Below are 19726 nucleotides of genomic sequence, written 5' to 3' on the forward strand. Positions count from 1 at the left end.
ATGGACCACTTCGAGCGGGAGCTCGCGCGGATGATGCGCGACGCCGAGGAAACGACCCCCCTCGAACCGAGGCACCAGACCCGACTCCGCTCCGGCGTACGGGCCAGGCGCCGCGTCCGCGTGGCACAGAAGGCGGTCGGCTCCGCGCTGGCCGTCGCCGGGATCGGCCTCGGCTTCTTCCTGCTGCCCCACGACCAGGTGGACGACAGACCGCAGGCCCCGCTGCCCGGCCCGGTCGTGACCCCGACGCTCCCGACCGCCACCCCGAGCCGCACACCGGACACGCCCCCGAGCGCCACCACGAGCCCGACACCCACCCGAACCACCCTGCCGCCCACCACACCGACCGCGACCCCGACCGGGAGTTCGACCGCCTCGTCCTCGGACCCGACCATGACGGACACGGCCCCGCCGCCCTCCAGTACGGGGACGGCCAACACGTCCACGGGGCACGGCACTTCGACGAGTACGACCACGACACCGCCGGCGACGGAGTCCTCCGCGACCGTGGGCCCGACCGGCTCCGGCTGACCCGTCCCGCCCGGGACCACCCCAACCCGTAAGCCCCAGCTGCGGCATGGCGCCCGCAGGTGATCCCGCACGCCCTGCGGCAGTCCACAGACCAGGACAGAACATGACGATACTGACGAGCCGGACGGGTTCGACGAGCCGGGCAGGTTCGGCGAGCCAGACGGGTTCGACGAGTCAACTACCGCTCCGCACACCGGTGTCGGCACACCACCGCGAGCCGGTCCTCGACGTGGTCGTCCCCGTGTTCAACGAGGAGAAGGACCTCGAACCGAGCGTACGGCGGCTGCACGCACACCTGTCGGAGACGTTCCCGTACCCGTTCCGCATCACGGTCGCGGACAACGCCAGCACGGACGAGACTCCGCGCATAGCGGCCCGACTGGCCGCCGAACTACCGGAGTTGGAGTGGCTACGGCTCGCCGAGAAGGGCCGGGGCCGGGCCCTGCACGCGGCCTGGTCCGGGTCACGGGCACCCGTGCTCGCCTACGTCGACGTGGACCTGTCGACCGACCTCGCGGCCCTCCTGCCGCTGGTCGCCCCGCTGATCTCCGGCCACTCCGACATCGCGATCGGCACCCGGCTGGCCCGCGGCTCCCGGGTGGTGCGCGGCCCCAAGCGGGAGGCCATCTCCCGTTGCTACAACGCCCTGTTGAGGTCCACCCTCGCGGTCGGCTTCTCCGACGCGCAGTGCGGTTTCAAGGCGGTACGGCGTGATGTCGCCGAGCGGCTGCTGCCCCTGGTGAAGGACTCGGGGTGGTTCTTCGACACCGAGTTGCTGGTGATCGCCGAACGAGCCGGACTGCGCATCCACGAAGTGCCGGTCGACTGGGTGGACGACCCCGACAGCCGGGTCGACATCCTGTCCACGGCACTGGCCGACCTGCGCGGAATCGCCCGCATAGGACGGGAGTTGGCCCGCGGCACGCTCCCGACGGCGGGCCTGCGCCGGGCCGCCGCCGACGGCTCACGCTCGGCCGGCCTGGCCGCCCAACTCCTCCGCTTCGCCGCTGTGGGAGCGGTCAGCTCCGTCGGATACGTCCTGCTGTACGTCGCGTTGCGCCCGGCGGCGGGCGGACAGGCCGCCAACGCGCTGGCGTTGCTGCTCTGCGCCCTCGCGAACACGGCCGCGAACCGCCGTCTGACCTTCGGACTACGCGGCCGAGCCGACGCCCTCCGCCACCAGGCCCAGGGCCTCCTGGTCTTCACGGTCGGCCTGGCCCTCACCAGCGGCTCCCTGGCCCTCCTGCACCACACCACCCCAACTCCCGCGCGCACCACGGAGGTCGGGGTCCTGGTAGCCGCCAACCTGGCGGCAACTCTCGTACGGTTCCTGCTCTTTCGGGCCTGGGTGTTCCCGGCCGGGCGCCGCGGCGAGACGGGGGCGACGACGACATGAGCGATACGACGACGCTGACCCCGCCCGTCTCCGAAACCTCCCTGGAAACCTCAACACCCGTCCCGTACCGGGATGTTGGCACGTATCTGCGCCGCACGGCCCGCCACTACGGCCCGGTGCTCGCGCTGTACGGCGTGCTGAAGCTCATCGGCTTCTCCGTGTTCATGTACCTGCTGGACTCCGACGGCGGCTTCCGGACGAGGAACCCGCGCTTCGGCGGCGGCGCACACGCCTGGGACGTACTCGCGACGTGGGACGGCTGGTGGTACCAGCAGATCGCCGCACACGGCTACCACCCCGCGCTCGTCCAAGTCCCCGGCGCCACCGGCCTGATCACCCTCGAAGGCAACTCGGCGGCCTTCTTCCCCCTTTACCCGGCGACGATGCGACTCGTCTCCGACGCCACGGGCCTGGGGCTGTACGGCTCCGGGATGCTGGTGTCGGTCGTGGCGTCGTTCGCGGCGGCGCTCGGCATCTACGCCGTCACCGCGAGGTTCGGAGGCAGACGAGCCGGGTTGGCTGCGGCCGGCCTATGGGCGGTCTGGCCCGGCTCCGGCATGGAGTGGTCGGCGTATTCGGAGTCGCTCTACATCGCCCTCGCGGTCTGGGCCTGCCACGCCGTCATGACCGACCGCTGGCTCACCGCGGGCGTCCTCACCTTCGCCGCCGGCCTCAACCGTCCGACGGCCGTGGCGCTCATCGCCGCGCTCACCGTCGCCGCGCTGCAGACGCTCCACCGCCGCCGGGAGAACCTCGCGGGCCCATGGATCGCGATGGCGATCGCACCGCTCGGCCTGATCGGCTACCTCCTCTGGGTCGGCAATGAAATGGGCGATCTGGCAGGCTACTTCAAGCTCCAGAGCGGCGCCTGGGCGCACAGCTTCGACTACGGCAAGCACACCGTCGACGTCTTCAGCTCCGTGGCGGTCGGCCACTTCGACTACCTGTCCGCGTTCCCCTTCGAGGACACCATCGGCGTGGCCGTCGTCCTCCTGGCCGCACTCCTGATCCCCCTCCTGATCCGCCTGCGCCCACCGGCCGTCCTGACCGTCTACACCCTGCTCACTCTCGCCCTGGTCCTGGGCAGCCAGCAGATCTTCGGCAACGTCTCCCGCTATCTCCTCCCGTGCTTCCCCCTCTTCATCCCGCTGGCCGTCAAGCTCCGCACCCTCCAACTGCCCATGCTGTGCCTGCTGTTGGGGATCGCGGCGGTCGCGTCGGGATCGTATGCCGGGTACGTGTTGTTCGAGGCGGGGGTGCCGTAGGCGCGCTCTGTCGTGACTGCTCGCCGTTCGCCGGCCGGGGCAGGAGCACCGGCGAGCGCCTGATCGGCCAGGACCGTGACGACGGAGTTGAGCGGGGGCGATCCCATCGACACGCTCCAGGCACTGCCGCGTCACTTCCACCGCGGAGACCTGGTGCGTCCGGATCAGCTCCGCCAACGCGGTCGCGTCCGGCCGGCCGATGCCGACGGAACCCATCCGGTCTCTCCCCCCCCGCCCCCGCCCACGCCACGACCATGCCGGCCGCCGAGCCGCCAGTGAGGGCGACCGCGGATATCCGTCGCTGCATGAAGAGCCGAGCCGCTGCGTCGCGGATCTCCAGTGGGGCCACGCTCGTGCGAGGCGCCCCCGACTGGATCAGACGGTGAGGACGAGCTTTCCCTGGAGGTGACCGGCGTCGAGCAGCCGGTGCGCGTCCGCGACGCGCTCGAACGGGAACGTCTCCTGCACGTGGACCCGGAGCCTGCCCTGTTCGACGAGTTCGACGAGACCTCGCAGGGCGATCGGATCGGGGTCGACCGCGATACCGCTGAAGCGCATGCCGGCCGCCTCGTACCTGGCGATGAGCTCCGGATCGTCCTCGGCGACTGCCGTCACCAGGTGACCGCCGGGGCGGAGCACGTCGAGCGACCGCTCGACGGTGTCGCCGCCGATCGTGTCGAGCACGACGTTGATGTCACGGACGGCGTCGGCGAAGTCGACCGCCGTGTAGTCGATCACCTCATCGGCGCCGAGCCCCTCGACGAACTCCCGCTTGCTCCCGCCCGCGGTCGCGACGACGTACGCGCCGAGCGCTTTCGCGATCTGGATCGCGACATGGCCGACCCCGCCACCACCGCCGTGGACCAGGACGCGGTCGCCCTCGCTCACACGGGCGAGGTCGACGAGACCCTGCCACGCCGTCAGCCCGACGACCGGCAGCGCCGACGCCTCGACGTGCGAGAGCGACGCCGGCTTGCGGGCCAGGTGCAACGCCGGCGCCGACACGACCTCGGCGTACGCGTTCGCCGCCCGCGGGAACAGCGGCATCCCGAACACCTCGTCGCCGGGCCTGAACCGCCAAGTCCCCGGCGCCTGTTCGACCACGCCGCTGATGTCCCAGCCGAGGACGAACGGCGGCCGGCCGATCAGCGGGAACTCGCCGGCGCGCAGCCGCGCCTCCAACGGGTTCAGCCCGATCGCCTTGACGCGGACGAGAACCTCGGTCGGGAGGGGCCGGGGCTCGGGCGCGTCCACGATGGTGAGCACCTCGGGACCGCCGAGCGACTGCTGGGTGATGACGCGCATGACTCTCCTGGCTTTGGATGGGAAACGGGGGAGAACACCCAGGCTAGGTTTCCGACAGGAACCGGCAGGTACCTCAGCGGGTACCTTGGCGCCATGAGCGGTTTCGGTCCCGGCGGTCCCTTTCTCGCCGACTGCCCGGCACGTCTGACGGTCGAGCTGATCGCCGACAAGTGGACGGCGGTCGTGCTCTACGGCCTCAGCGAGGGCCCGGTGCGCCATGGCGAGTTGATCGACCTGATCGGCGGCATCTCCCGCAAGATGCTCACCCAGACCCTCCGCCGCCTCCAGGCGCACGGCCTCGTCCGCCGCCACGCCTACGCCGAGGTGCCACCCCGCGTCGAGTACGAACTCACCCCGCTCGGCGCGACGTTGCTCGACCCGATCCACACGCTGACCGAGTGGGCGAGGGCGAACGGCGACGCGGTACTCGACGCGCTCGACGCCGATCCCGCGCCGGTCACCCCTGACGGCTGAGTCCCCCGCTGGCCGGTATCGACCCGGCCGCGCTCGGTCTGCAGGCTCTGGACGCGTTGGACGACCTGTCACAGGTGGTGGTCCCCGCGACGACCACGAGCGCCTCACGCACCGCCCACTCAGAGCCAGTCCTTCCGCTTGAAGATGACGTACAGACTGGTGCATACGACCGCCATCAGGATGATGGCGAAGGGATACCCGAGCACCCAGTGCAACTCCGGCATCCGATCGAAGTTCATCCCGTAGATCGTCCCGACCAGCGTTGGCGCGAACAGAATCGCCGCCCAAGAAGAAATCTTCTTGAAGTTGTCTACTTGGGGGCGCTGACCTGCGGTGATGTCACTGCATGGGGCTCTGGCCTGGGCCGATTCGGCTTTCTGGGCCTTTCAAGCTCGCATCCAGTTACGCGGTCGATTCTCCCCATGCGCTCCCCAGAGCCGCTCGTACTCCCCAGATTCTCCCCAGGGAACCGCTCCGCGAGTGGCCAGTGGGACGCACTGCGTGGACCCCTTCGATTGGCCTGTTGATCACAGACCGCTACTGCCGACGGCCGATCCAGAAACCGTCGGCAGTCTCTGCTGCATATTTTGCCCGTCCCTCCATGACCTCTGGATTACGGTGGCCCGCTTACCGGCGGACCACTGGTCAGGGCAGCAGGTGAATGGCCAGGACGGAGCCGTCGTGGTGTATCGAGACGGGACCGTCCCACTCCTCGTCCCAGGTGTCCGAAGGCCACGCGGAGCGCAGAGCGTGGACGTCGCTGCGGTATTGCTCCAGGCGGCCGTGGTTCAGGTGATCGAAGAGGTCCGCGTGGACCCCGGAGAATGCCTCCACACGTGTTCCGTTGAGTCGGAAGACATGGTCGGTGCCGACGAACGGGATGCCGAGGAGAGTGCATTTGGCATCCTGGACGCTTCCCGTAGCCGCGTGGGCGATGCCGGCGAAGAAGCGGCGGCTCCCCTGGCGGGTGGTGAGGTGCGGGGCTGTGGAGTTCCCGTCGTCGGCGAAGGCGGTGAGTCCCGCGGCGGATGCGCGTGCCCTCTCTGACAGCCTCAGCCGAGGCTGTCAGAGAGGGCACGCGCCGACCATGCGGATCGCCTGCGGACCTCTGTTGCGCGTCAACCAGGCCGTCTGGGTAGGGGAGTCCCCTCGCATGCGGTGCGCAGAGTGACCATCCCACGTCGTGCGGGATAGAGGTCCTCCAGGAAGCGTTCCTGTGCCCCTGCCGAAAACCGGCCTTAAGGGAGAAGGCGTCGACTGGCCTCGCCGCCGCAGCGCGCTCCGGGCTGGGGCCCACGTACTGACCGACCTGTCATGCCATTTCCGTCATCGCGTTTGTCCCATGGGATTCTCATCGGCTGTCCATGGCTAAACCAGGGGGGTGTATCGGTATGGTCAAGCATTCAACGGGAGGGTAAGGCTCCGCACACCGGGACAGGTCAGGGAGGCACCGCGATGGGCTTGAGCGGTCCGGGGGTGCGCCGTGTTGCAGGCGCGGTACGGCGGCGGATGCGGAAGCCGGCCGAACCTCCGGTGGGCCAGGCGCCAGATCGGCTCGTGTCGGCCCCGGTGTTCGTCCTCTCCTCCGTGCGCTCGGGCTCCACGTTGCTGCGGGTCCTGCTCAACAGTCACCCGCAGATCCGCGCCCCGCACGAGATGCACCTGCGCACCCTGGCGGTCAGCCTCACGAAGCCGTACACCTCGAAGGCCATGGCCCAACTCGGCCTCGATCAGCGGGAGCTGGAGTACCTGCTGTGGGATCGCATCCTGCATCGGGAGCTGGTGCGCAGCGGCAAGCAGGTCATCGTGGACAAGACACCCGGCAACGCGGGGTTCTGGGAGCGGCTGCATGAGGGCTGGCCCAACGCTCGGTACATCTTCCTGCTGCGTCACCCGGCGTCGATGGTGAGCTCGCTGATCAACAACCGTCCGGACCGCGATCTGGAGGCGACCGTACGTGAGGTGCGCATGTACGTCGACGCGGTCGAGGCGGCCCGAGGAGAGCTGGACGGAATCACGGTCCGCTACGAGGAGCTGACCGAGCGGCCGGAAGAGGTCACGCGGGAGATCTGCGCGTATCTCGGTGTGCGGTGGACGGCGGCGATGCTCGATTACAGCAGCGGTGATCACGGGCCGTTCGTACCCTTCATCGGTGACTGGAGCGACAACATCAAGTCGGGAAAGATTCAAACAGCGCGGCAACTGCCGGATGCAGCGAACGTGCCGTCCGGGCTGCGCGACATCACCCGTGCCTGGGGGTATCCGTGTTGAGCGACCTGAAATGCCGATGTACCTGTCCGGGAGTCACGGTGTGGGTGACTGGGCAGCAGGCGGCCGATCGGCTGGCCGCTGCCTACGCTCTGGCTGAGCGGTTGCTGGCCGAGCAGCGCCGGGTAGAGGTGCTTGACCGGTTCGGCGGCCTCGGAGCAGACCTCGAACGTACGGGCGTGATGGCCGAGGTGTTGGCTCGCAACGGCGTTGTGGCGATCGTTCCGTGCGCTGCGGAGGGTGCGGCCGCTGTGCGTACGCGCCACGAGGCGAGCGGTACGCGGTATATCGAGGTTTCCGCGGCGGGGCGGGAAGGTCCGGCGGATTCGGCAACTGCGGTGCACACGCTTCTCGTTGGGCGGGATCGACCAACGCGCAGGGATACGGCTGTTGCGCGGGTCTCGCACCGTCATCTCGCGACCAGCTGAGCGCCAGACCTGCCGACCTGATGGTCCCCGAGCTTCGTGGGTTCCGGCTGCTTGTTGACCGTCGGGCGTGGGAAATCTGAGAACTGCAGATGTTGCAACACCGCTGATCGGTTGGAGGGTTCTCTCACGAACTCAAGGCCAGGGGCGGAACGTCCCACGGCAGATACTCGGTTGCGCCGGTGGCCGGTTGAATATCGGCTGGAACGGCGGGGTTACGTCACTGGGTTGGTGCTGCACCGCAGGCGCACGCCGGCCGCTCTGGCAGTGGGCGAGGAGGCCCTCGCTGCGGCCTTACTCCGACTCGGTGACCAGCACCGCCAGGATGGAACTTCCCCGTTGAGGGTCGGGCCCGACGCCTGCGCCGCCCATCGGCCAGATCCTTTGTAGGTTGCGCAAGCCGAGAACCATTACACTCTCCAACCCCTTACCGCTCGTGCGGATGCGGTCGGTTCCAGCTGCCGCAGGTTTTCGTTCATCGGGGGAGATGCATGCCGGATCCTGCGCCTTCGGGAGCGGACGCCCGCGTCGCCTTCGAGCTGATCCTGGACCGGGCTCTCAACTCCGGACCGGTCGGGGAAGCCCTGGACCGTGCCGGGGAGGCGTTTGATCGCGAGCGCCTGCGTACGCAGGCGCTCCAGGCGCGTGCCGCCATCGGTGACGTTGTCGACGTCAGGTATCGCGATTACCTGGCAGCCGGAGGTGTGCAGGACGGCTGGCGCAGAACCGCTTCCCGGGATGCGGCTGGTATGCGCCGTAGCGGCTGGCTCGTGGCCGTACTCGCTCTGGTGGCTGTCGTCGCAGCGGTGTTGCTGGCGGTCGGCTTCAGTCTGCGTGCTTTTGGCGGGCGGCCCTATGTCGGCGACGGGTTGATCACGGCGGGAATGATCGCCGGGGCCGTTGCTGCCGGTGCGGCAGTGGGTGACTTCGTCTGGTCGCTCATGGCGGCGGCCCGCGACCGCTGCGACGCGGACCACGGGTCGTCCGCCGGTAGGGAACCCGAGGGCGGGTGGACGCGGGAGGAGTGGGAACTGGCCCTGCTGGAGTGGGGAATCGTGCCGTTCCTCCTGGAGCGCATCGAGGAGTCGAGCGTCGTGAAACGGCGCGGTCATCCGGCGCATTGACCCGTGCGGGGGTGGGCCGCGTATCCGTCCTGATATCTTCTACAACGCTGTAGATATAAGAAGTGGGACGGCCGTCCGGTCCTCCTCGTACGCGGCTTGGGCGGCCCCGGAACAATGGGAGACGGCATGGCACTGTGGGACCGCGTCAAGGAGTCCGCGTCGACGATGCAGACCCAGTTGGTGGCGAAGAAGAACGACCTGAAGAGCGGGGCGTTCCGCGACGCGAGCATGGCGATGTGCGCGCTCGTCGCCGCCGCCGACGGGAAGATCGACCCGTCCGAGCGCCAGCGCGTCGCCCAACTCATCTTCAGCAACGAGGTGTTGCAGAACTTCCCGGCCGCCGACCTGCAGCGCCGTTTCGACGACAACCTCAACAAGCTGACCGCCGACTTCGACTTCGGCAAAGTGGGCGTGTTGCAGGAGATCGCCAAGGCGAAGAAGAAGCCGGCCGAGGCGCGTGCCGTCATCCAGATCGGCATCGTCATCGGTGGCGCCGACGGTGACTTCGACGCCACCGAGCGGGCCGTCGTCCGCGACGCCTGCTTCGCGCTGGGGCTGCCGCCGCACGAGTTCGACCTGTGATCCGGTCTCTCTGAGCGGAACAACGCCGTGGTCGACGGGAGATGTCCCCTGTCGGCCACGACTGGGATGCGCCGGACTCCCGGTCCATGCCCCGCTTCCGTGCCGCTTGTCGGCCGTGCGGCCATTGTGCCTAGAGCGGGGTCGCCGCGTGCAGCAGCAGTAGCAGGGTCACGGCCGAGTTCGCGGAGAGCGTCGCGGACAGGGCGGCGCCCGCCGCCGCGCTCCAGAGCGCCAGGCTCACGGCGGTGAAGAGTGGTGGCCAGGTGCGTGCCGGGGGCGGCGGGGCCAGCAGGGCGGCGACCCTGCGGGGGAGCGGGCCCGGCGCCGCGAGGGCCGCGAGCGTCGGTGTCGGCGTGGCGCGGGAGACGAGGGCCGCCTTGCCGATCGCGCGGGCCACGGCCTTGCGGCTGCCGACCGCCCGGGCTGCCTCTTCGTCCGCCCAGCGCTCCGTGACGTAGGAGACCGCCGTACGCAGCGGCAGCAGGAACGGGTTGGCGCGGGCGGCCAGTTGGACGATCAGCAGGTGGCGGTGGTGCCGGGCGGTGAGGTGGGCCCGCTCGTGGGCGAACAGGGCTCGGCGTTCACGGGAGTTGAGGCAGGCGAGCAGGGCGGTGGTCACCACGATGCGGTCGCGTGGGCCGGCGGGGAGGGCGTAGGCGTACGGCTCGTCGTCGGGGAGGATCGCGACCGAGGTGGCCCGCAGGCCGGCGAGTGCCGCGTGGGCCCGGTGCCGAACTCGGCAGTGGCGCAAGAGAGTTCGGGCGCAGCCCATGACCACGGCCAGGAGGACGGGAATCGCGGCCTTCCCCACGATCTCGTCGTGGGGCACGCTCTCCCGCACCTCGGGGTCCGACCAGCCGTCCGGCAGCGGATTGCCCGGCAGTTGGGCGGTGCCGACCACCATCAACAGGCCCAGGCACAGCGTGCTGCACAGGGCCATGACGGCGGCCATGGCGCTCAACAGGCCCGTGGCGGTGCGGGGATGCAGGTGCTGGGTGGCGAGGTGGGCGATCGGCCAGGCCGTCAACGGCAGGACGAGCGGCAGGAAGACGAAGACGCCCACGGGACGTCAGCCCGCCGACTCGTCGGTGGCCTGGTCCAGCAGGTCGCGCAGCAACCGCTCGTCGTCCTCCGGAAGGGCGGTGATGAAACTGGCCAGCACCGCCCGGCGGTCCTGCTCGCGGTCGAGCACCTTGCGCATCTTCAGTGCGGCGAGCCCCGCCTCGTCCGCGGCCGGCGACCAGGCGAACGAGCGGCCCTCGCGTACCCGGGTCACGGCCTGTTTCTCCAGCAGCCGGCTCAGCACGGTCATCACGGTCGTGTACGCGAGCTCGGCGTCCAGGCGCTCCTGCACCCAGGCCGCGGTCACCGGTACGTCGGCCGCGTGCAGGACGGTGAGCACCTGTGTCTCCAACTCGCCCTGCGCCCGGCGCTGAGGGCGCGGATCCGGTCTCGCCACGCTCCGTCTCCCTCCTGTGTGCCACCGCAGGGTCGCGATCGTCCCATCGTATCGACGCGGTGCCATACGGCCGCGCCGTCCCCGTCGATTATTTCTACAGTGTTGTAGATTTTTGGTTGGGTCCGGCCGCGGATCCGGACCGTAGGTATGCGTGGAGGGACGAATCATGGGTGTTTCCCTGTCCAAGGGTGGCAACGTTTCGCTGAGCAAGGAGGCACCGGGGCTTACGGCCGTGCTGGTCGGCCTGGGCTGGGACGTGCGCACCACGACCGGCACCGACTTCGACCTGGACGCCTCGGCGCTGCTGCTCAACGCCTCGGGCAAGGTCATCTCCGACCAGCACTTCGTCTTCTACAACAACCTCAAGAGCCCCGAGGGCTCGGTGGAGCACACCGGCGACAACACCACCGGTGAGGGCGAGGGCGACGACGAGTCCATCAAGGTGGACCTCGCCGCCGTACCGGCCGATGTCGACAAGATCGTCTTCCCCGTCTCGATCCACGACGGCGAGTCCCGCAGCCAGAGCTTCGGCCAGGTCCGCAACGCCTTCATCCGCGTCGTCAACCAGGCCGGCGGCGCCGAACTCGCCCGCTACGACCTGTCCGAGGACGCGTCGACCGAGACCGCGATGGTCTTCGGCGAGCTGTACCGCAACGGGGCGGAGTGGAAGTTCCGTGCCGTCGGCCAGGGGTACGCGTCCGGGCTGGCCGGGATCGCCGCCGACTTCGGCGTCGGTGTCTGAGAACCAGTAGGAGGAGAGGCCACGTATGTCGGTCAACCTGGGCAAGGGCCAGCAGATCAGCCTGAGTAAGTCCGATGGCAGCACGTTGAGTTCCGTACGCATGGGGCTCGGCTGGCAGGCCGCACCACGCAAGGGTTTCCTGGCCAAGCTGGCCGGCCCGCGCGAGATCGATCTGGACGCCTCAGCACTGCTCTTCGCCGGCCGTGAGCCGGTCGAGGTCGTCTTCTTCCAGCATTTGACGAGCGACGACGGATCCGTCCGCCACACCGGGGACAACCTGGTCGGAGGCGCCGGTGCCGGTGGCGACGACGAGTCGATCCTGGTGGACCTCGGTCGCGTCCCCGCGCACATCGACCAGATCGTCTTCACGGTCAACTCGTTCACCGGGCAGACCTTCGCCGAGGTGCAGAACGCCTTCTGTCGTCTGATCGACGAGACCACCGGGCAGGAACTGGCCCGCTACACGCTCAGCGGCGGTGGCACGTACACGGCGCAGATCATGGCGAAGCTGTACCGCGACGGCGGCGGCTGGCAGTTGAAGGCGCTCGGCGAGCCCGCGGCCGGTCGTACGTTCCAGGATCTGTTGCCCGCCGTCGCCGCCCACCTGTGACGGTGACGCCGGACTGCGTGGTCAGTCCCGGGAGTTGCCGAACAGCAGGCGGAAGGCGATGAGCAGTACGAGGGAGCCACCGATCGCCGCACCCCAGGTGTAGAGGTCGAAGAACTGCTTCTCCACCGGGCGGTCGAGGAACCGGGCGGAGATCCAGCCGCCCACGAAGGCGCCCGCGACGCCGATGACGGTCGTACCGATCAGGCCGCCCGGGTCGCGGCCGGGAAGCAGGATCTTGGCGATACCTCCGGCGAGCAGACCGAGGATGATCCAGCCGATGATGCCCACGTCGTTGTCCTCCAGAAGATGTCAGTTGCTCGATTGCGCAACCCTATAGGCGTTGCGGAAGACGCGATTCCGTGTGGCTGCGGTTGCGGAACCGGGCAGACGCCTCTCGCTCCTGGGGTGTTGGGTCATGTGCTTAGGGTGGGCGGCATGCGATGGGGGATGCAGCCGCGCTGGGCGCGATGGGTGGCGGCGGTGTACGTCATCGGCTTCGTGGAGGGGAGTGGGTCGCACGCCTACGACGTGATCAGGGGAGGGCTGCACGCGTATCGCTACTGGCCCTTGCCGAGCCAACTGCTCTTTCACTCCCTGGTCGTGCTCGACCTGCTCGCCGCCGTGGGGGTCGCCTTGGCGCACCCGGTGGGCCCGCCCCTTGGCGCCACCATCATGGCGGCGGACCTGACCGCGAACTGGTGGGAGAACTGGGACGACGTCCTGCGTCACCCGCTCGGCTACCTCCAGCCGGTCGGACTGTCGGCGATCACACTCTTCGGACTCTTCGTCCTTGCGATGGCGGCTCCACTGCACCGGTCGTTTCGCCGGCCGCCCCATCCCGTGGGTGCCCGGACGGGCGCGGCCGGACACCTAGACTGAAGCCGCGCGGGTACGGCGCGTGACGATCAGGGCGGGACGGGAGAGGGCTGTGGCAGCGGACATCGGTGGCTTCGAGGATCCGTCCGCCGAGGTGCTGGCGGAGGCGGCGGCCTCCTTCGGCCTGCTGGCATCGGCCGCACGGCTGCACCTCATGTGGGCGCTGGCCCAGGGCGAGAGCGATGTCACCCACCTCGCGGACCGGGTGGGCGGTGCCCTGCCCGCGGTCAGCCAACACCTGGCGAAGCTGAAGCTCGCCGGCCTCGTACGTTCCCGCAGGGAGGGCCGGCGCCAGATCTACTTCGTCGACAACCCCGACGTGGTGACCGTGGTCCGGGTGATGGTCGGACAGCTGGCCGCGCGTGCCGAGGGTGCGTACGCACCCGTGCGCACCCTGCGCGGGACCGGTGGCTGACACCACCGCGGCCCCGGAACCGGACGCCGGACCACTCGCTCCCGAGCCTGTGCTCAGCGAAGCCGGTCCGGAACCAGGCGTGCCGACCGTGCTGCAGACGCTGCGGCGGCTGGACAGCGGGCCGCGCGGTCTGACGGAGACGGAGGCCGAGGAGCGGCAGGTCCGCTTCGGGGCGAACACGCTGCCGGACCACCGGGGCGCCTCTTGGGCGCGGGTGCTGCTGTGCAGTCTCCGCGATCCGTTCACTGCCGTGCTGCTGTGTCTTGGGCTGGTGTCGGCGGCCGTCGCCTCCTGGGGCACCGCCTGCGTGATCCTGCTGCTCGTAGCGGTGAGCTGCGTGCTGCGCGCCTCGGGGGAGTACCGGGCCGACCGGTCCATGGCCGCGCTGCGCGAGCTGGTCGCCGCCACGGCCACCGTCCTGCGCCGCACAGACGAGGCCGCGCCGCCGGACGTCCGGGAGATTCCCGTGGACGAGCTGGTGCCCGGCGACGTGATCCGTCTCGGCCCGGGCGATCTCGTTCCGGCCGACGTACGGCTGCTGCGTACGCAGGGCCTGACTGTGCAACAGGCCGTGCTCACGGGCGAGTCGGCGCCGGTCGCGAAGGACGCCGCCGATGCGGCGGCCGACGACGGAGGTTTCGACCGGCCCCAACTCTGCTTCCAGGGCAGCAGTGTTGCCTCTGGCAGCGCCACCGCAGTCATCGTGGCGACAGGTGCGCGGACACGGTTTGCCGCCGTCCACGGCCGTAGGGGCGACCGGCGTGAGGCGAGCGCCTTCGACCGCTCGGTGCACGGCATCTCCTGGATCCTCATCCGGTTCATGCTGCTGACCCCGCCGCTGGTCCTCATGGCCAACGCGGCCCTGCGCGACCGGGGCCTGGAGACGCTGCCGTTCGCCGTCGCGGTTGCCGTCGGGCTGACCCCGGAGATGCTGCCGGTCATCGTCACGACCTGCCTGGCGCGCGGCGCCTCACTGCTGGCCCGCACCCATGGCGTGATCGTCAAGCGGCTGCCCGCGCTGCACGACCTGGGCGCGGTCGACGTACTGTGCCTGGACAAGACGGGCACCCTCACCCAGGACCGGCCGGTCCTCCACCGCGCCCTCGGCCCCGACGGGCGCGACGACCCCGAGGTACTCCGCTGGGCCGCGGTGAACGCCTGGTGGACCCTCCAACTCGCCGACCTGCCCACGCCGGACGCCCTCGACGAAGCGGTCCTGGACGCCGTCGACGAGGACGACCCCATGGCGTACGACGGGCTGGCCGCCCTCCCCTTCGATCCGGTACGGCGCCTCGCCACCGCCGTCGTCCGCACACCGGGCCGGCTCGGCACGCACACGCTGGTCGCCAAGGGAGCCGCCGAGGCCGTACTGGAACGCTGTGCGCTGGCGCGGGCGGACCGCGAACGGCTGCTCGCCCTCGCCGCCGAGCTGGCGGACGACGGCCTGCGGGTGCTGACGGTCGCCGTCGCCGAAGCTCCTGCCCGCACCCGTGATTACACACCGGCCGACGAACGCGGCCTGTCCTTCCGGGGGTTCGTCACCTTCGAGGACGCCCTCACGCCCACCGCCGCCGACGCGTTGAAAGTCCTCGCCGACCGGGGCGTCACCGTCAAGATCCTCACCGGCGACCACCCCGGCACAGCCGCCCGGGTCTGCCGCGACCTGGGGATCGCCGCGCCCTCCGACAGCGTCCTGACCGCCGACCGTGTCGACCGTCTCGACGACACCGAACTCGCCGAAGTCGCCGTCCGCACCACCGTCTTCGCCCGCTGCGCCCCCGAACACAAGGCTCGTATCGCCGCCGCCCTGCGCGCGAGCGGCCACACCGTCGGCTACCTCGGCGACGGCGTCAACGACCTGCCCGCCCTGCGCACCGCCGACGTCGGCATCGCCCCGCGCGAGGCCGTTGCCGTCGCCCGGGAGAGCGCCGACGTGGTCCTCGCCGAGAAGGACCTCACCGCGATCGGCCACAGCATCGCGGCGGGACGGTACGCGGGCGGCAACATCACAACGTATCTGCGCATCACGCTCTCCTCGAACCTCGGCAACGTCATCGCGATGCTCGCCGCCGGCCTCCTCCTGCCCTTCCTACCGATGCTCCCGGCCCAGGTGCTCGCGCAGAACCTGTGCTTCGACGCCGCCCAGCTCGCCTTCGCCTACGACCGGCCGCATCCGTCGGTGCTGCACCGGCCGACCGTGCTGCGCCCCCGCGACCTGCTGCGCTTCATCACCGGCTTCGGTGTCCTCAACGCCTGCGCCGACCTGGCCACCTTCGGCGTGCTCGCCCTCGCTCTGCACGGACCCGACGGCCTGGATGACGCGGCGGTGTTCCACTCCGGCTGGTTCACCGAGAACCTGATCACCCAGGCCCTGGTGATGACGCTGCTGCGCTCTGGACGGCACGCGGCCGAGGGCCGTAAACCGGGGCCGATCGGCTGGGCGGCAGCCACGCTGACCGCTGTAGGACTGCTGCTGCCGGTTTCCCCGCTTGGCTCGCTGCTCGGCCTCACACCGTTGCCGGCTCTCTACTACCTGCTGCTGGCCGCGGTTCTCGTCCTCTATACCGCCGGGTTGATGGCGGTCAGGGCGCGGGACGAACGGCGCCTGACCGATCACCGGTGAGAGTCGTGAGCCCGGTCGCTGTGGCCGGGCGTTCGATGCTTCACACGGCCCTTAATCCACCTGCTGTAGAAGGGTTTGCCGGTACTTTCGGGTCCTGGACGTGCAAGCCGTCCTGAGAGAAGGCGGGAGATGGCTGAACTCCGGGCACGGCGGCGGTGGCTCACGCTGGCGGTCTTCGCGGTCGTCGTCTACGTCATCGTGCGTGCGGCCGACACCCCGCAGGCCGCCACGCCACCCTCGGCCGGGGCGTCCAGGTCGGCCTCGTCGACCGGCTCTGCCAGTCCATCGGCTTCAGCGACCGCCTCGTCGTACGATCCCGCCGCCTATGCGTCCCAGGTCCGCACTCGGGCCCAACAGGCCCACGTCAGCGCCCAGTTGGTGATAGCGATCCTCTACAACGAGGCGTATAAGCCGCATGACGCGGCCTTCGAGCGGGCCTGGCAGAAGTACAAGCCGGACGCGGCCTTCGGCATCGCGAACATGCATCGCGCGACCTTCGACGAGGTCAAGAAGGGCAGGGACTTCGCCGGTCGGCGTTGGGACGAACTGCCCGATGACCGTGACCTCGCCATCGAGGCCGAAGCCTGGTACCTGCACGACCTGGCGGAGCAGTTGCCCCCGACCTGGCACGGCTCCCTCAGCAAGGACGAACTGCTGGCACTCGGCTACAACACCGGCGCGAGCAACATGCTCGCCTTCGCGCGCGGTGCGACACCGGGCAGCCAGGCGCAGTCGTACCTGAGCCAGCTGCACACCAACTGGGCCAAGGCGGGGAAAGTAGTCGGCGGGTGAGTCCCTCATCCTTCTCGGACCGATGCCGGAATCATCCCCGCGGTCGGCTTGCAACCCCCGCGCCGAAGGCCGTAAGTCCCCACCAGAGCGCCCATGCAAGCGTCGGATTCCGAAGAATCCCGGAATCCTTGAGAAGGAGTACTGCAAGGCCGCCGCCGACAGAAAATGCCCCGATGGTGGCGATCGCACGAAGACCCACTCTGTGGCTCATCACGCTCCTTCTTGGTCAGAGCTGTCCTGCGCTGCCCATCTCCGCGGTGAACCCCACCGGGTCGCTGTCGGATCCCCGGATCATCGCGTGGAACTCCCACGCACCGGAGGAATCCCTGGTGAACTCCGCGACCGTCGTAGCGGTGGACCCGGCGACCTGAGCGAAGTCGTCCTCCAGCAGCTTCTGGTACCCCTCGACCACCAGCACCCCCGCGTTCACTATGTCGCCGAAGGTCTTGGGGCCGGTGCTCTGGTGGATCGCCACCCCTACGACCACCCGTACGAAGGAAGGCGCCAGGCGGTCGAGGTCCAGGACCATCACCTCCACGTAGCCGAAACCCATCCCGGTCTCGCTGTGCCGGGGCATGTTGATGGTCCCGTCCGGCGAGCGACTGTCGTAGCGGACGACGTACACCGGCTGCCCGTAGGGGGCGTCCGCAGAGTAGGTCGTGGCGATGATGTCGAGATGGTGAGGCGGCCGGCTCCAAGGACTCGGGTCCCACTTGAGCCTCACTTCGGCCTTCCCGAGTCCCTTGCTGACGCTGCTCACCGGCTGCTGCCTCTCCCGAATCGGCCCGCTGGGCGCGGACAAGGTTGTGCCTGATCCCGCAGGTCGATACTCATCTCCACATACACGGAAGGGAGATGTACCCCAGGAGTCAGGCGACGGAACTGTTCATTCTGCGGCGGATCAAGGGGACCGCTGATCCCATCCCATGGTTGTAAAGTTGCGCAAGACAGCAATCATGACTGACGGTGCTTCGTGTCCATGGACCACGCCGTCCGGACAAGAGAATGGGGTGGGCGGGATGCTCCGCAACGGACTGGAACCGTGGCACCTGCTGGTCGTGGCGATCGTCATCATCGTGCTGTTCGGCTCGAAGAAGCTCCCTGAGGCTGCCCGCGGACTGGGCAAGTCCATGCGCATCCTCAAGAGCGAGGCCAAGGCGATGAAGGACGAGGGCGCCTCCCAGCCTCCCGCCGAGCGGTCCGACACCGCTTCCGCGTCCGACACGTCGGCTGCGCGCCTCGTCCAGTCCGCCCCGGGCGATGCCACCTTGGCCCGGCCGGTCTCCGAGAGTGCCACTACTGCTGGCTGAATCGCGCGGCCCGAGTCCGTCAGGGGCTCGCCACATCGAAGCCGTAGCGGAGAGGCTCGCTCGTCACGCCGGGGTCGAGGCGGTAGAGATACAGAGCCTCCGCGCGCACATCGCCTTCCAGGCCGTCCGTGGGGCAGGGGTATGTCACCTGGACCACCCGAGGCCGGTCGATGACGCGTGTCCTCAGTCCGTCGGCGGGACCTCCGTCCAGCACCGCGATTTCCCAGTTCGTCGTGCCGCTGTTTTCCACAGCTAAAGTTTAAAGGTTGCGCAACTGCTTGATCTTCGTGAAGTGGATCACGTGACGGCGAGGTGTCTCAGGTGGCATCGGGGTCGAAGGCGGAGTGCGCGGACTCCTGCGGGCGGTCGGCCTTTTCGAGCGTCACTTGGGGTGCCGCCGCCTGCGGTTCCGTGTCGTGTGCGGCACCTCGTACGGCGTCGGCCACCTCCGTCAGGTCCTTCCTGGGATCCAGGGCGCTGCGGATCTCGTCCAGGCCCAGATCGCGGCCGATGTCGTGGCCGTCCAGGACGTGCTTGCGTACGAACGTCTTCGGGTGCAGGTCCTCGAACTCGAAGTCCTTGAAATCCGGGCCCAGTTCGGAGCGGATGTCCTCCTTGGCGCTGTCGGAGAACGCCCGTACCTTGCGGATGAACTCCGCCGCGTTCTGAATGATCTCCGGCAGTTTGTCCGGGCCGAAGAGCAGGACGACCAGGATCGCGAGTGTGACCAGTTCCGGCAGCCCTACGTCCGGGAACATCCGCCGCTCCTCGCTGTCCGCACCGCCCGGATCGCCTGCTGCCGGGGCCCGTCTGTATGACATTACTTCAACTATTGCGCAAGTGTCGGAACCGTCGTGGTCGGTTCCGCGTTGGAACCCAGTGACGTACGGACGGCCCACAGTCGGGAGGAAAGAGCCGTGGGAGTTTCCCTGGGCAAGGGTGGCAACGTGTCGCTGAGCAAGGAGGTGCCGGGGCTGAGCGCTGTGCTGATCGGGCTGGGCTGGGACGTTCGCACCACGACCGGTGCGGACTACGACCTGGACGCTTCCGCGCTGTTGCTGAACGCGTCGGGCAAGGTCGTCTCCGACCAGCACTTCGTCTTCTACAACAACCTCCGCAGCCCGGACGGCTCGGTGGAGCACACCGGCGACAACCTCACCGGTGAGGGCGAGGGCGACGACGAGAGCATCAAGGTGAACCTCGCCGGCGTACCCGTCGAGATCGACAAGATCGTGTTCCCGGTGTCCATCCACGACGCGGAAGCGCGCGGACAGAGTTTCGGGCAGGTCCGCAACGCCTTCATCCGGGTGGTGAACCAGGCGAACAACGGGGAGATCGCCCGCTACGACCTCTCCGAGGACGCCTCCTCGGAGACGGCGATGGTCTTCGGCGAGCTGTACCGGCACGGCGGCGAGTGGAAGTTCCGCGCGGTCGGCCAGGGTTACGCCTCCGGACTGGCGGGTATCGCGTCCGACTTCGGCGTCAACGTCTGACGCTGCTCCAAGCGCCGTTGTCGCACGGAGACGGAG

General features: G+C 69.1%; 23 protein-coding genes and 1 pseudogene. 15 read left to right on the plus strand and 9 right to left on the minus strand.

Annotated features, from left to right (window positions below):
* The 3 genes from OG496_RS43000 (at position 1) to OG496_RS43010 (ending at position 3192) form a co-directional block, all read left to right on the plus strand.
* Positions 1-531, plus strand: coding sequence for a hypothetical protein (locus tag OG496_RS43000; RefSeq protein WP_405974718.1), 531 nt, complete (start codon positions 1-3; stop codon positions 529-531).
* Positions 532-634: 103 nt separating this feature from the next.
* Entirely contained in the window at positions 635-1927 is a 1293-nt protein-coding gene (locus tag OG496_RS43005) for a glycosyltransferase (RefSeq protein ID WP_405974719.1), read from the plus strand.
* Positions 1924-3192 carry a hypothetical protein gene (locus OG496_RS43010; RefSeq protein ID WP_405974720.1) on the plus strand — a complete coding sequence of 423 codons (1269 nt, stop codon included), beginning with the start codon at positions 1924-1926 and terminating at the stop codon, positions 3190-3192. The genes OG496_RS43005 and OG496_RS43010 overlap by 4 nt, the downstream gene beginning before the upstream one ends.
* Before the next feature lie 375 nt (positions 3193-3567).
* On the opposite strand, the gene OG496_RS43015 is transcribed toward OG496_RS43010, so the two are convergent.
* Positions 3568-4497 (minus strand): NADP-dependent oxidoreductase, encoded by a 930-nt coding sequence (locus OG496_RS43015; RefSeq protein ID WP_405974721.1) that lies wholly within the window; start codon positions 4495-4497, stop codon positions 3568-3570.
* 93 nt (positions 4498-4590) lie between these two features.
* Here OG496_RS43015 and OG496_RS43020 point away from each other — a divergent pair, with 93 nt between their 5' ends.
* Positions 4591-4971, plus strand: a complete 381-nt coding sequence (locus OG496_RS43020; protein WP_405974722.1) for a winged helix-turn-helix transcriptional regulator — start codon at positions 4591-4593, stop codon at positions 4969-4971.
* Between the two features lie 119 nt (positions 4972-5090).
* Here OG496_RS43020 and OG496_RS43025 read toward each other — a convergent pair.
* Positions 5091-5288 (minus strand): annotated as a pseudogene (locus OG496_RS43025) (CorA family divalent cation transporter); the annotation flags it as partial.
* Between the two features lie 328 nt (positions 5289-5616).
* Positions 5617-5805, minus strand: a complete 189-nt coding sequence (locus OG496_RS43030) for a hypothetical protein (protein WP_329552211.1) — start codon at positions 5803-5805, stop codon at positions 5617-5619.
* A gap of 723 nt (positions 5806-6528) precedes the next feature.
* Between OG496_RS43030 and OG496_RS43035 the strand changes: the two genes are divergently transcribed.
* The 3 genes from OG496_RS43035 (at position 6529) to OG496_RS43045 (ending at position 9370) form a co-directional block, all read left to right on the plus strand.
* The gene (locus OG496_RS43035) at positions 6529-7242 is read left to right on the plus strand and encodes a sulfotransferase (protein ID WP_329552210.1); all 714 of its coding nucleotides are present in this window, start codon (positions 6529-6531) and stop codon (positions 7240-7242) included.
* A 913-nt stretch (positions 7243-8155) separates the two neighbouring features.
* Complete coding sequence (locus OG496_RS43040) at positions 8156-8788, plus strand: hypothetical protein (RefSeq protein WP_405974723.1); 633 nt, start codon at positions 8156-8158, stop codon at positions 8786-8788.
* 126 nt (positions 8789-8914) lie between these two features.
* Positions 8915-9370 (plus strand): tellurite resistance TerB family protein, encoded by a 456-nt coding sequence (locus OG496_RS43045; RefSeq protein WP_365609924.1) that lies wholly within the window; start codon positions 8915-8917, stop codon positions 9368-9370.
* A gap of 130 nt (positions 9371-9500) precedes the next feature.
* On the opposite strand, the gene OG496_RS43050 is transcribed toward OG496_RS43045, so the two are convergent.
* Positions 9501-10433, minus strand: a complete 933-nt coding sequence (locus tag OG496_RS43050; protein ID WP_329552207.1) for a M56 family metallopeptidase — start codon at positions 10431-10433, stop codon at positions 9501-9503.
* Positions 10434-10439: 6 nt separating this feature from the next.
* A complete protein-coding gene (locus tag OG496_RS43055) occupies positions 10440-10829 on the minus strand; it encodes a BlaI/MecI/CopY family transcriptional regulator (RefSeq protein ID WP_329552206.1) in 390 nt (129 codons plus the stop codon).
* A 166-nt stretch (positions 10830-10995) separates the two neighbouring features.
* On the opposite strand from OG496_RS43055, the gene OG496_RS43060 reads away from it, so the two are divergent.
* Positions 10996-11571 (plus strand): TerD family protein, encoded by a 576-nt coding sequence (locus OG496_RS43060; RefSeq protein WP_329552205.1) that lies wholly within the window; start codon positions 10996-10998, stop codon positions 11569-11571.
* Positions 11572-11596: 25 nt separating this feature from the next.
* Positions 11597-12181: a TerD family protein gene (locus OG496_RS43065; protein ID WP_405974724.1), complete on the plus strand. Its 585-nt coding sequence runs from the start codon at positions 11597-11599 to the stop codon at positions 12179-12181.
* A 21-nt stretch (positions 12182-12202) separates the two neighbouring features.
* Here the strand turns inward: OG496_RS43065 and OG496_RS43070 are convergent, their stop codons facing one another.
* Complete coding sequence (locus OG496_RS43070; protein WP_329552203.1) at positions 12203-12469, minus strand: GlsB/YeaQ/YmgE family stress response membrane protein; 267 nt, start codon at positions 12467-12469, stop codon at positions 12203-12205.
* 147 nt (positions 12470-12616) lie between these two features.
* On the opposite strand from OG496_RS43070, the gene OG496_RS43075 reads away from it, so the two are divergent.
* From OG496_RS43075 to OG496_RS43090, 4 genes are all read left to right on the plus strand, one after another.
* Positions 12617-13060, plus strand: a complete 444-nt coding sequence (locus tag OG496_RS43075; RefSeq protein ID WP_405974725.1) for a hypothetical protein — start codon at positions 12617-12619, stop codon at positions 13058-13060.
* A 49-nt stretch (positions 13061-13109) separates the two neighbouring features.
* Positions 13110-13472 (plus strand): metalloregulator ArsR/SmtB family transcription factor, encoded by a 363-nt coding sequence (locus tag OG496_RS43080; RefSeq protein WP_329552201.1) that lies wholly within the window; start codon positions 13110-13112, stop codon positions 13470-13472.
* On the plus strand, positions 13465-16095 hold the full coding sequence (mgtA, locus tag OG496_RS43085; RefSeq protein WP_329552200.1) for a magnesium-translocating P-type ATPase: 2631 nt from the start codon (positions 13465-13467) through the stop codon (positions 16093-16095). Before OG496_RS43080 ends, mgtA begins: the two co-directional genes overlap by 8 nt.
* A 129-nt stretch (positions 16096-16224) precedes the next feature.
* Positions 16225-16887 carry a lytic transglycosylase domain-containing protein gene (locus OG496_RS43090; protein ID WP_329552199.1) on the plus strand — a complete coding sequence of 221 codons (663 nt, stop codon included), beginning with the start codon at positions 16225-16227 and terminating at the stop codon, positions 16885-16887.
* Between the two features lie 226 nt (positions 16888-17113).
* Here the strand turns inward: OG496_RS43090 and OG496_RS43095 are convergent, their stop codons facing one another.
* Positions 17114-17647 (minus strand): TerD family protein, encoded by a 534-nt coding sequence (locus tag OG496_RS43095; RefSeq protein ID WP_329552198.1) that lies wholly within the window; start codon positions 17645-17647, stop codon positions 17114-17116.
* Positions 17648-17906: 259 nt separating this feature from the next.
* Here OG496_RS43095 and tatA point away from each other — a divergent pair, with 259 nt between their 5' ends.
* Positions 17907-18197 carry a Sec-independent protein translocase subunit TatA gene (gene tatA / locus OG496_RS43100; RefSeq protein WP_329552197.1) on the plus strand — a complete coding sequence of 97 codons (291 nt, stop codon included), beginning with the start codon at positions 17907-17909 and terminating at the stop codon, positions 18195-18197.
* Between the two features lie 19 nt (positions 18198-18216).
* On the opposite strand, the gene OG496_RS43105 is transcribed toward tatA, so the two are convergent.
* Both OG496_RS43105 and OG496_RS43110 read right to left on the minus strand, forming a co-directional pair.
* Positions 18217-18447 carry a hypothetical protein gene (locus tag OG496_RS43105; RefSeq protein ID WP_329552196.1) on the minus strand — a complete coding sequence of 77 codons (231 nt, stop codon included), beginning with the start codon at positions 18445-18447 and terminating at the stop codon, positions 18217-18219.
* Positions 18448-18514: 67 nt separating this feature from the next.
* Positions 18515-18955 (minus strand): sec-independent translocase, encoded by a 441-nt coding sequence (locus OG496_RS43110; protein ID WP_329557521.1) that lies wholly within the window; start codon positions 18953-18955, stop codon positions 18515-18517.
* A gap of 159 nt (positions 18956-19114) precedes the next feature.
* Here OG496_RS43110 and OG496_RS43115 point away from each other — a divergent pair, with 159 nt between their 5' ends.
* A complete protein-coding gene (locus OG496_RS43115; protein ID WP_329552195.1) occupies positions 19115-19690 on the plus strand; it encodes a TerD family protein in 576 nt (191 codons plus the stop codon).
* Positions 19691-19726: the final 36 nt, after the last annotated feature.

It is taken from the genome of Streptomyces sp. NBC_00988 (genome assembly GCF_045162645.1).
Classification (GTDB): domain Bacteria; phylum Actinomycetota; class Actinomycetes; order Streptomycetales; family Streptomycetaceae; genus Streptomyces.

What these genes read in the sequence shown, in the direction of transcription:
- OG496_RS43010 (WP_405974720.1), top strand. Translation starts at nt 1,924, where the DNA reads ATGAGCGATACGACGACGCTGACCCCGCCCGTCTCCGAAACCTCCCTG.
- OG496_RS43005 (WP_405974719.1), top strand. Translation starts at nt 635, where the DNA reads ATGACGATACTGACGAGCCGGACGGGTTCGACGAGCCGGGCAGGTTCG.
- OG496_RS43110 (WP_329557521.1), bottom strand. Translation starts at nt 18,955, where the DNA reads ATGTTCCCGGACGTAGGGCTGCCGGAACTGGTCACACTCGCGATCCTG.
- OG496_RS43015 (WP_405974721.1), bottom strand. Translation starts at nt 4,497, where the DNA reads ATGCGCGTCATCACCCAGCAGTCGCTCGGCGGTCCCGAGGTGCTCACC.
- OG496_RS43000 (WP_405974718.1), top strand. Translation starts at nt 1, where the DNA reads ATGGACCACTTCGAGCGGGAGCTCGCGCGGATGATGCGCGACGCCGAG.
- OG496_RS43040 (WP_405974723.1), top strand. Translation starts at nt 8,156, where the DNA reads ATGCCGGATCCTGCGCCTTCGGGAGCGGACGCCCGCGTCGCCTTCGAG.
- OG496_RS43020 (WP_405974722.1), top strand. Translation starts at nt 4,591, where the DNA reads ATGAGCGGTTTCGGTCCCGGCGGTCCCTTTCTCGCCGACTGCCCGGCA.
- tatA (WP_329552197.1), top strand. Translation starts at nt 17,907, where the DNA reads ATGCTCCGCAACGGACTGGAACCGTGGCACCTGCTGGTCGTGGCGATC.
- OG496_RS43075 (WP_405974725.1), top strand. Translation starts at nt 12,617, where the DNA reads ATGCGATGGGGGATGCAGCCGCGCTGGGCGCGATGGGTGGCGGCGGTG.
- OG496_RS43045 (WP_365609924.1), top strand. Translation starts at nt 8,915, where the DNA reads ATGGCACTGTGGGACCGCGTCAAGGAGTCCGCGTCGACGATGCAGACC.
- OG496_RS43065 (WP_405974724.1), top strand. Translation starts at nt 11,597, where the DNA reads ATGTCGGTCAACCTGGGCAAGGGCCAGCAGATCAGCCTGAGTAAGTCC.
- OG496_RS43090 (WP_329552199.1), top strand. Translation starts at nt 16,225, where the DNA reads ATGGCTGAACTCCGGGCACGGCGGCGGTGGCTCACGCTGGCGGTCTTC.
- OG496_RS43060 (WP_329552205.1), top strand. Translation starts at nt 10,996, where the DNA reads ATGGGTGTTTCCCTGTCCAAGGGTGGCAACGTTTCGCTGAGCAAGGAG.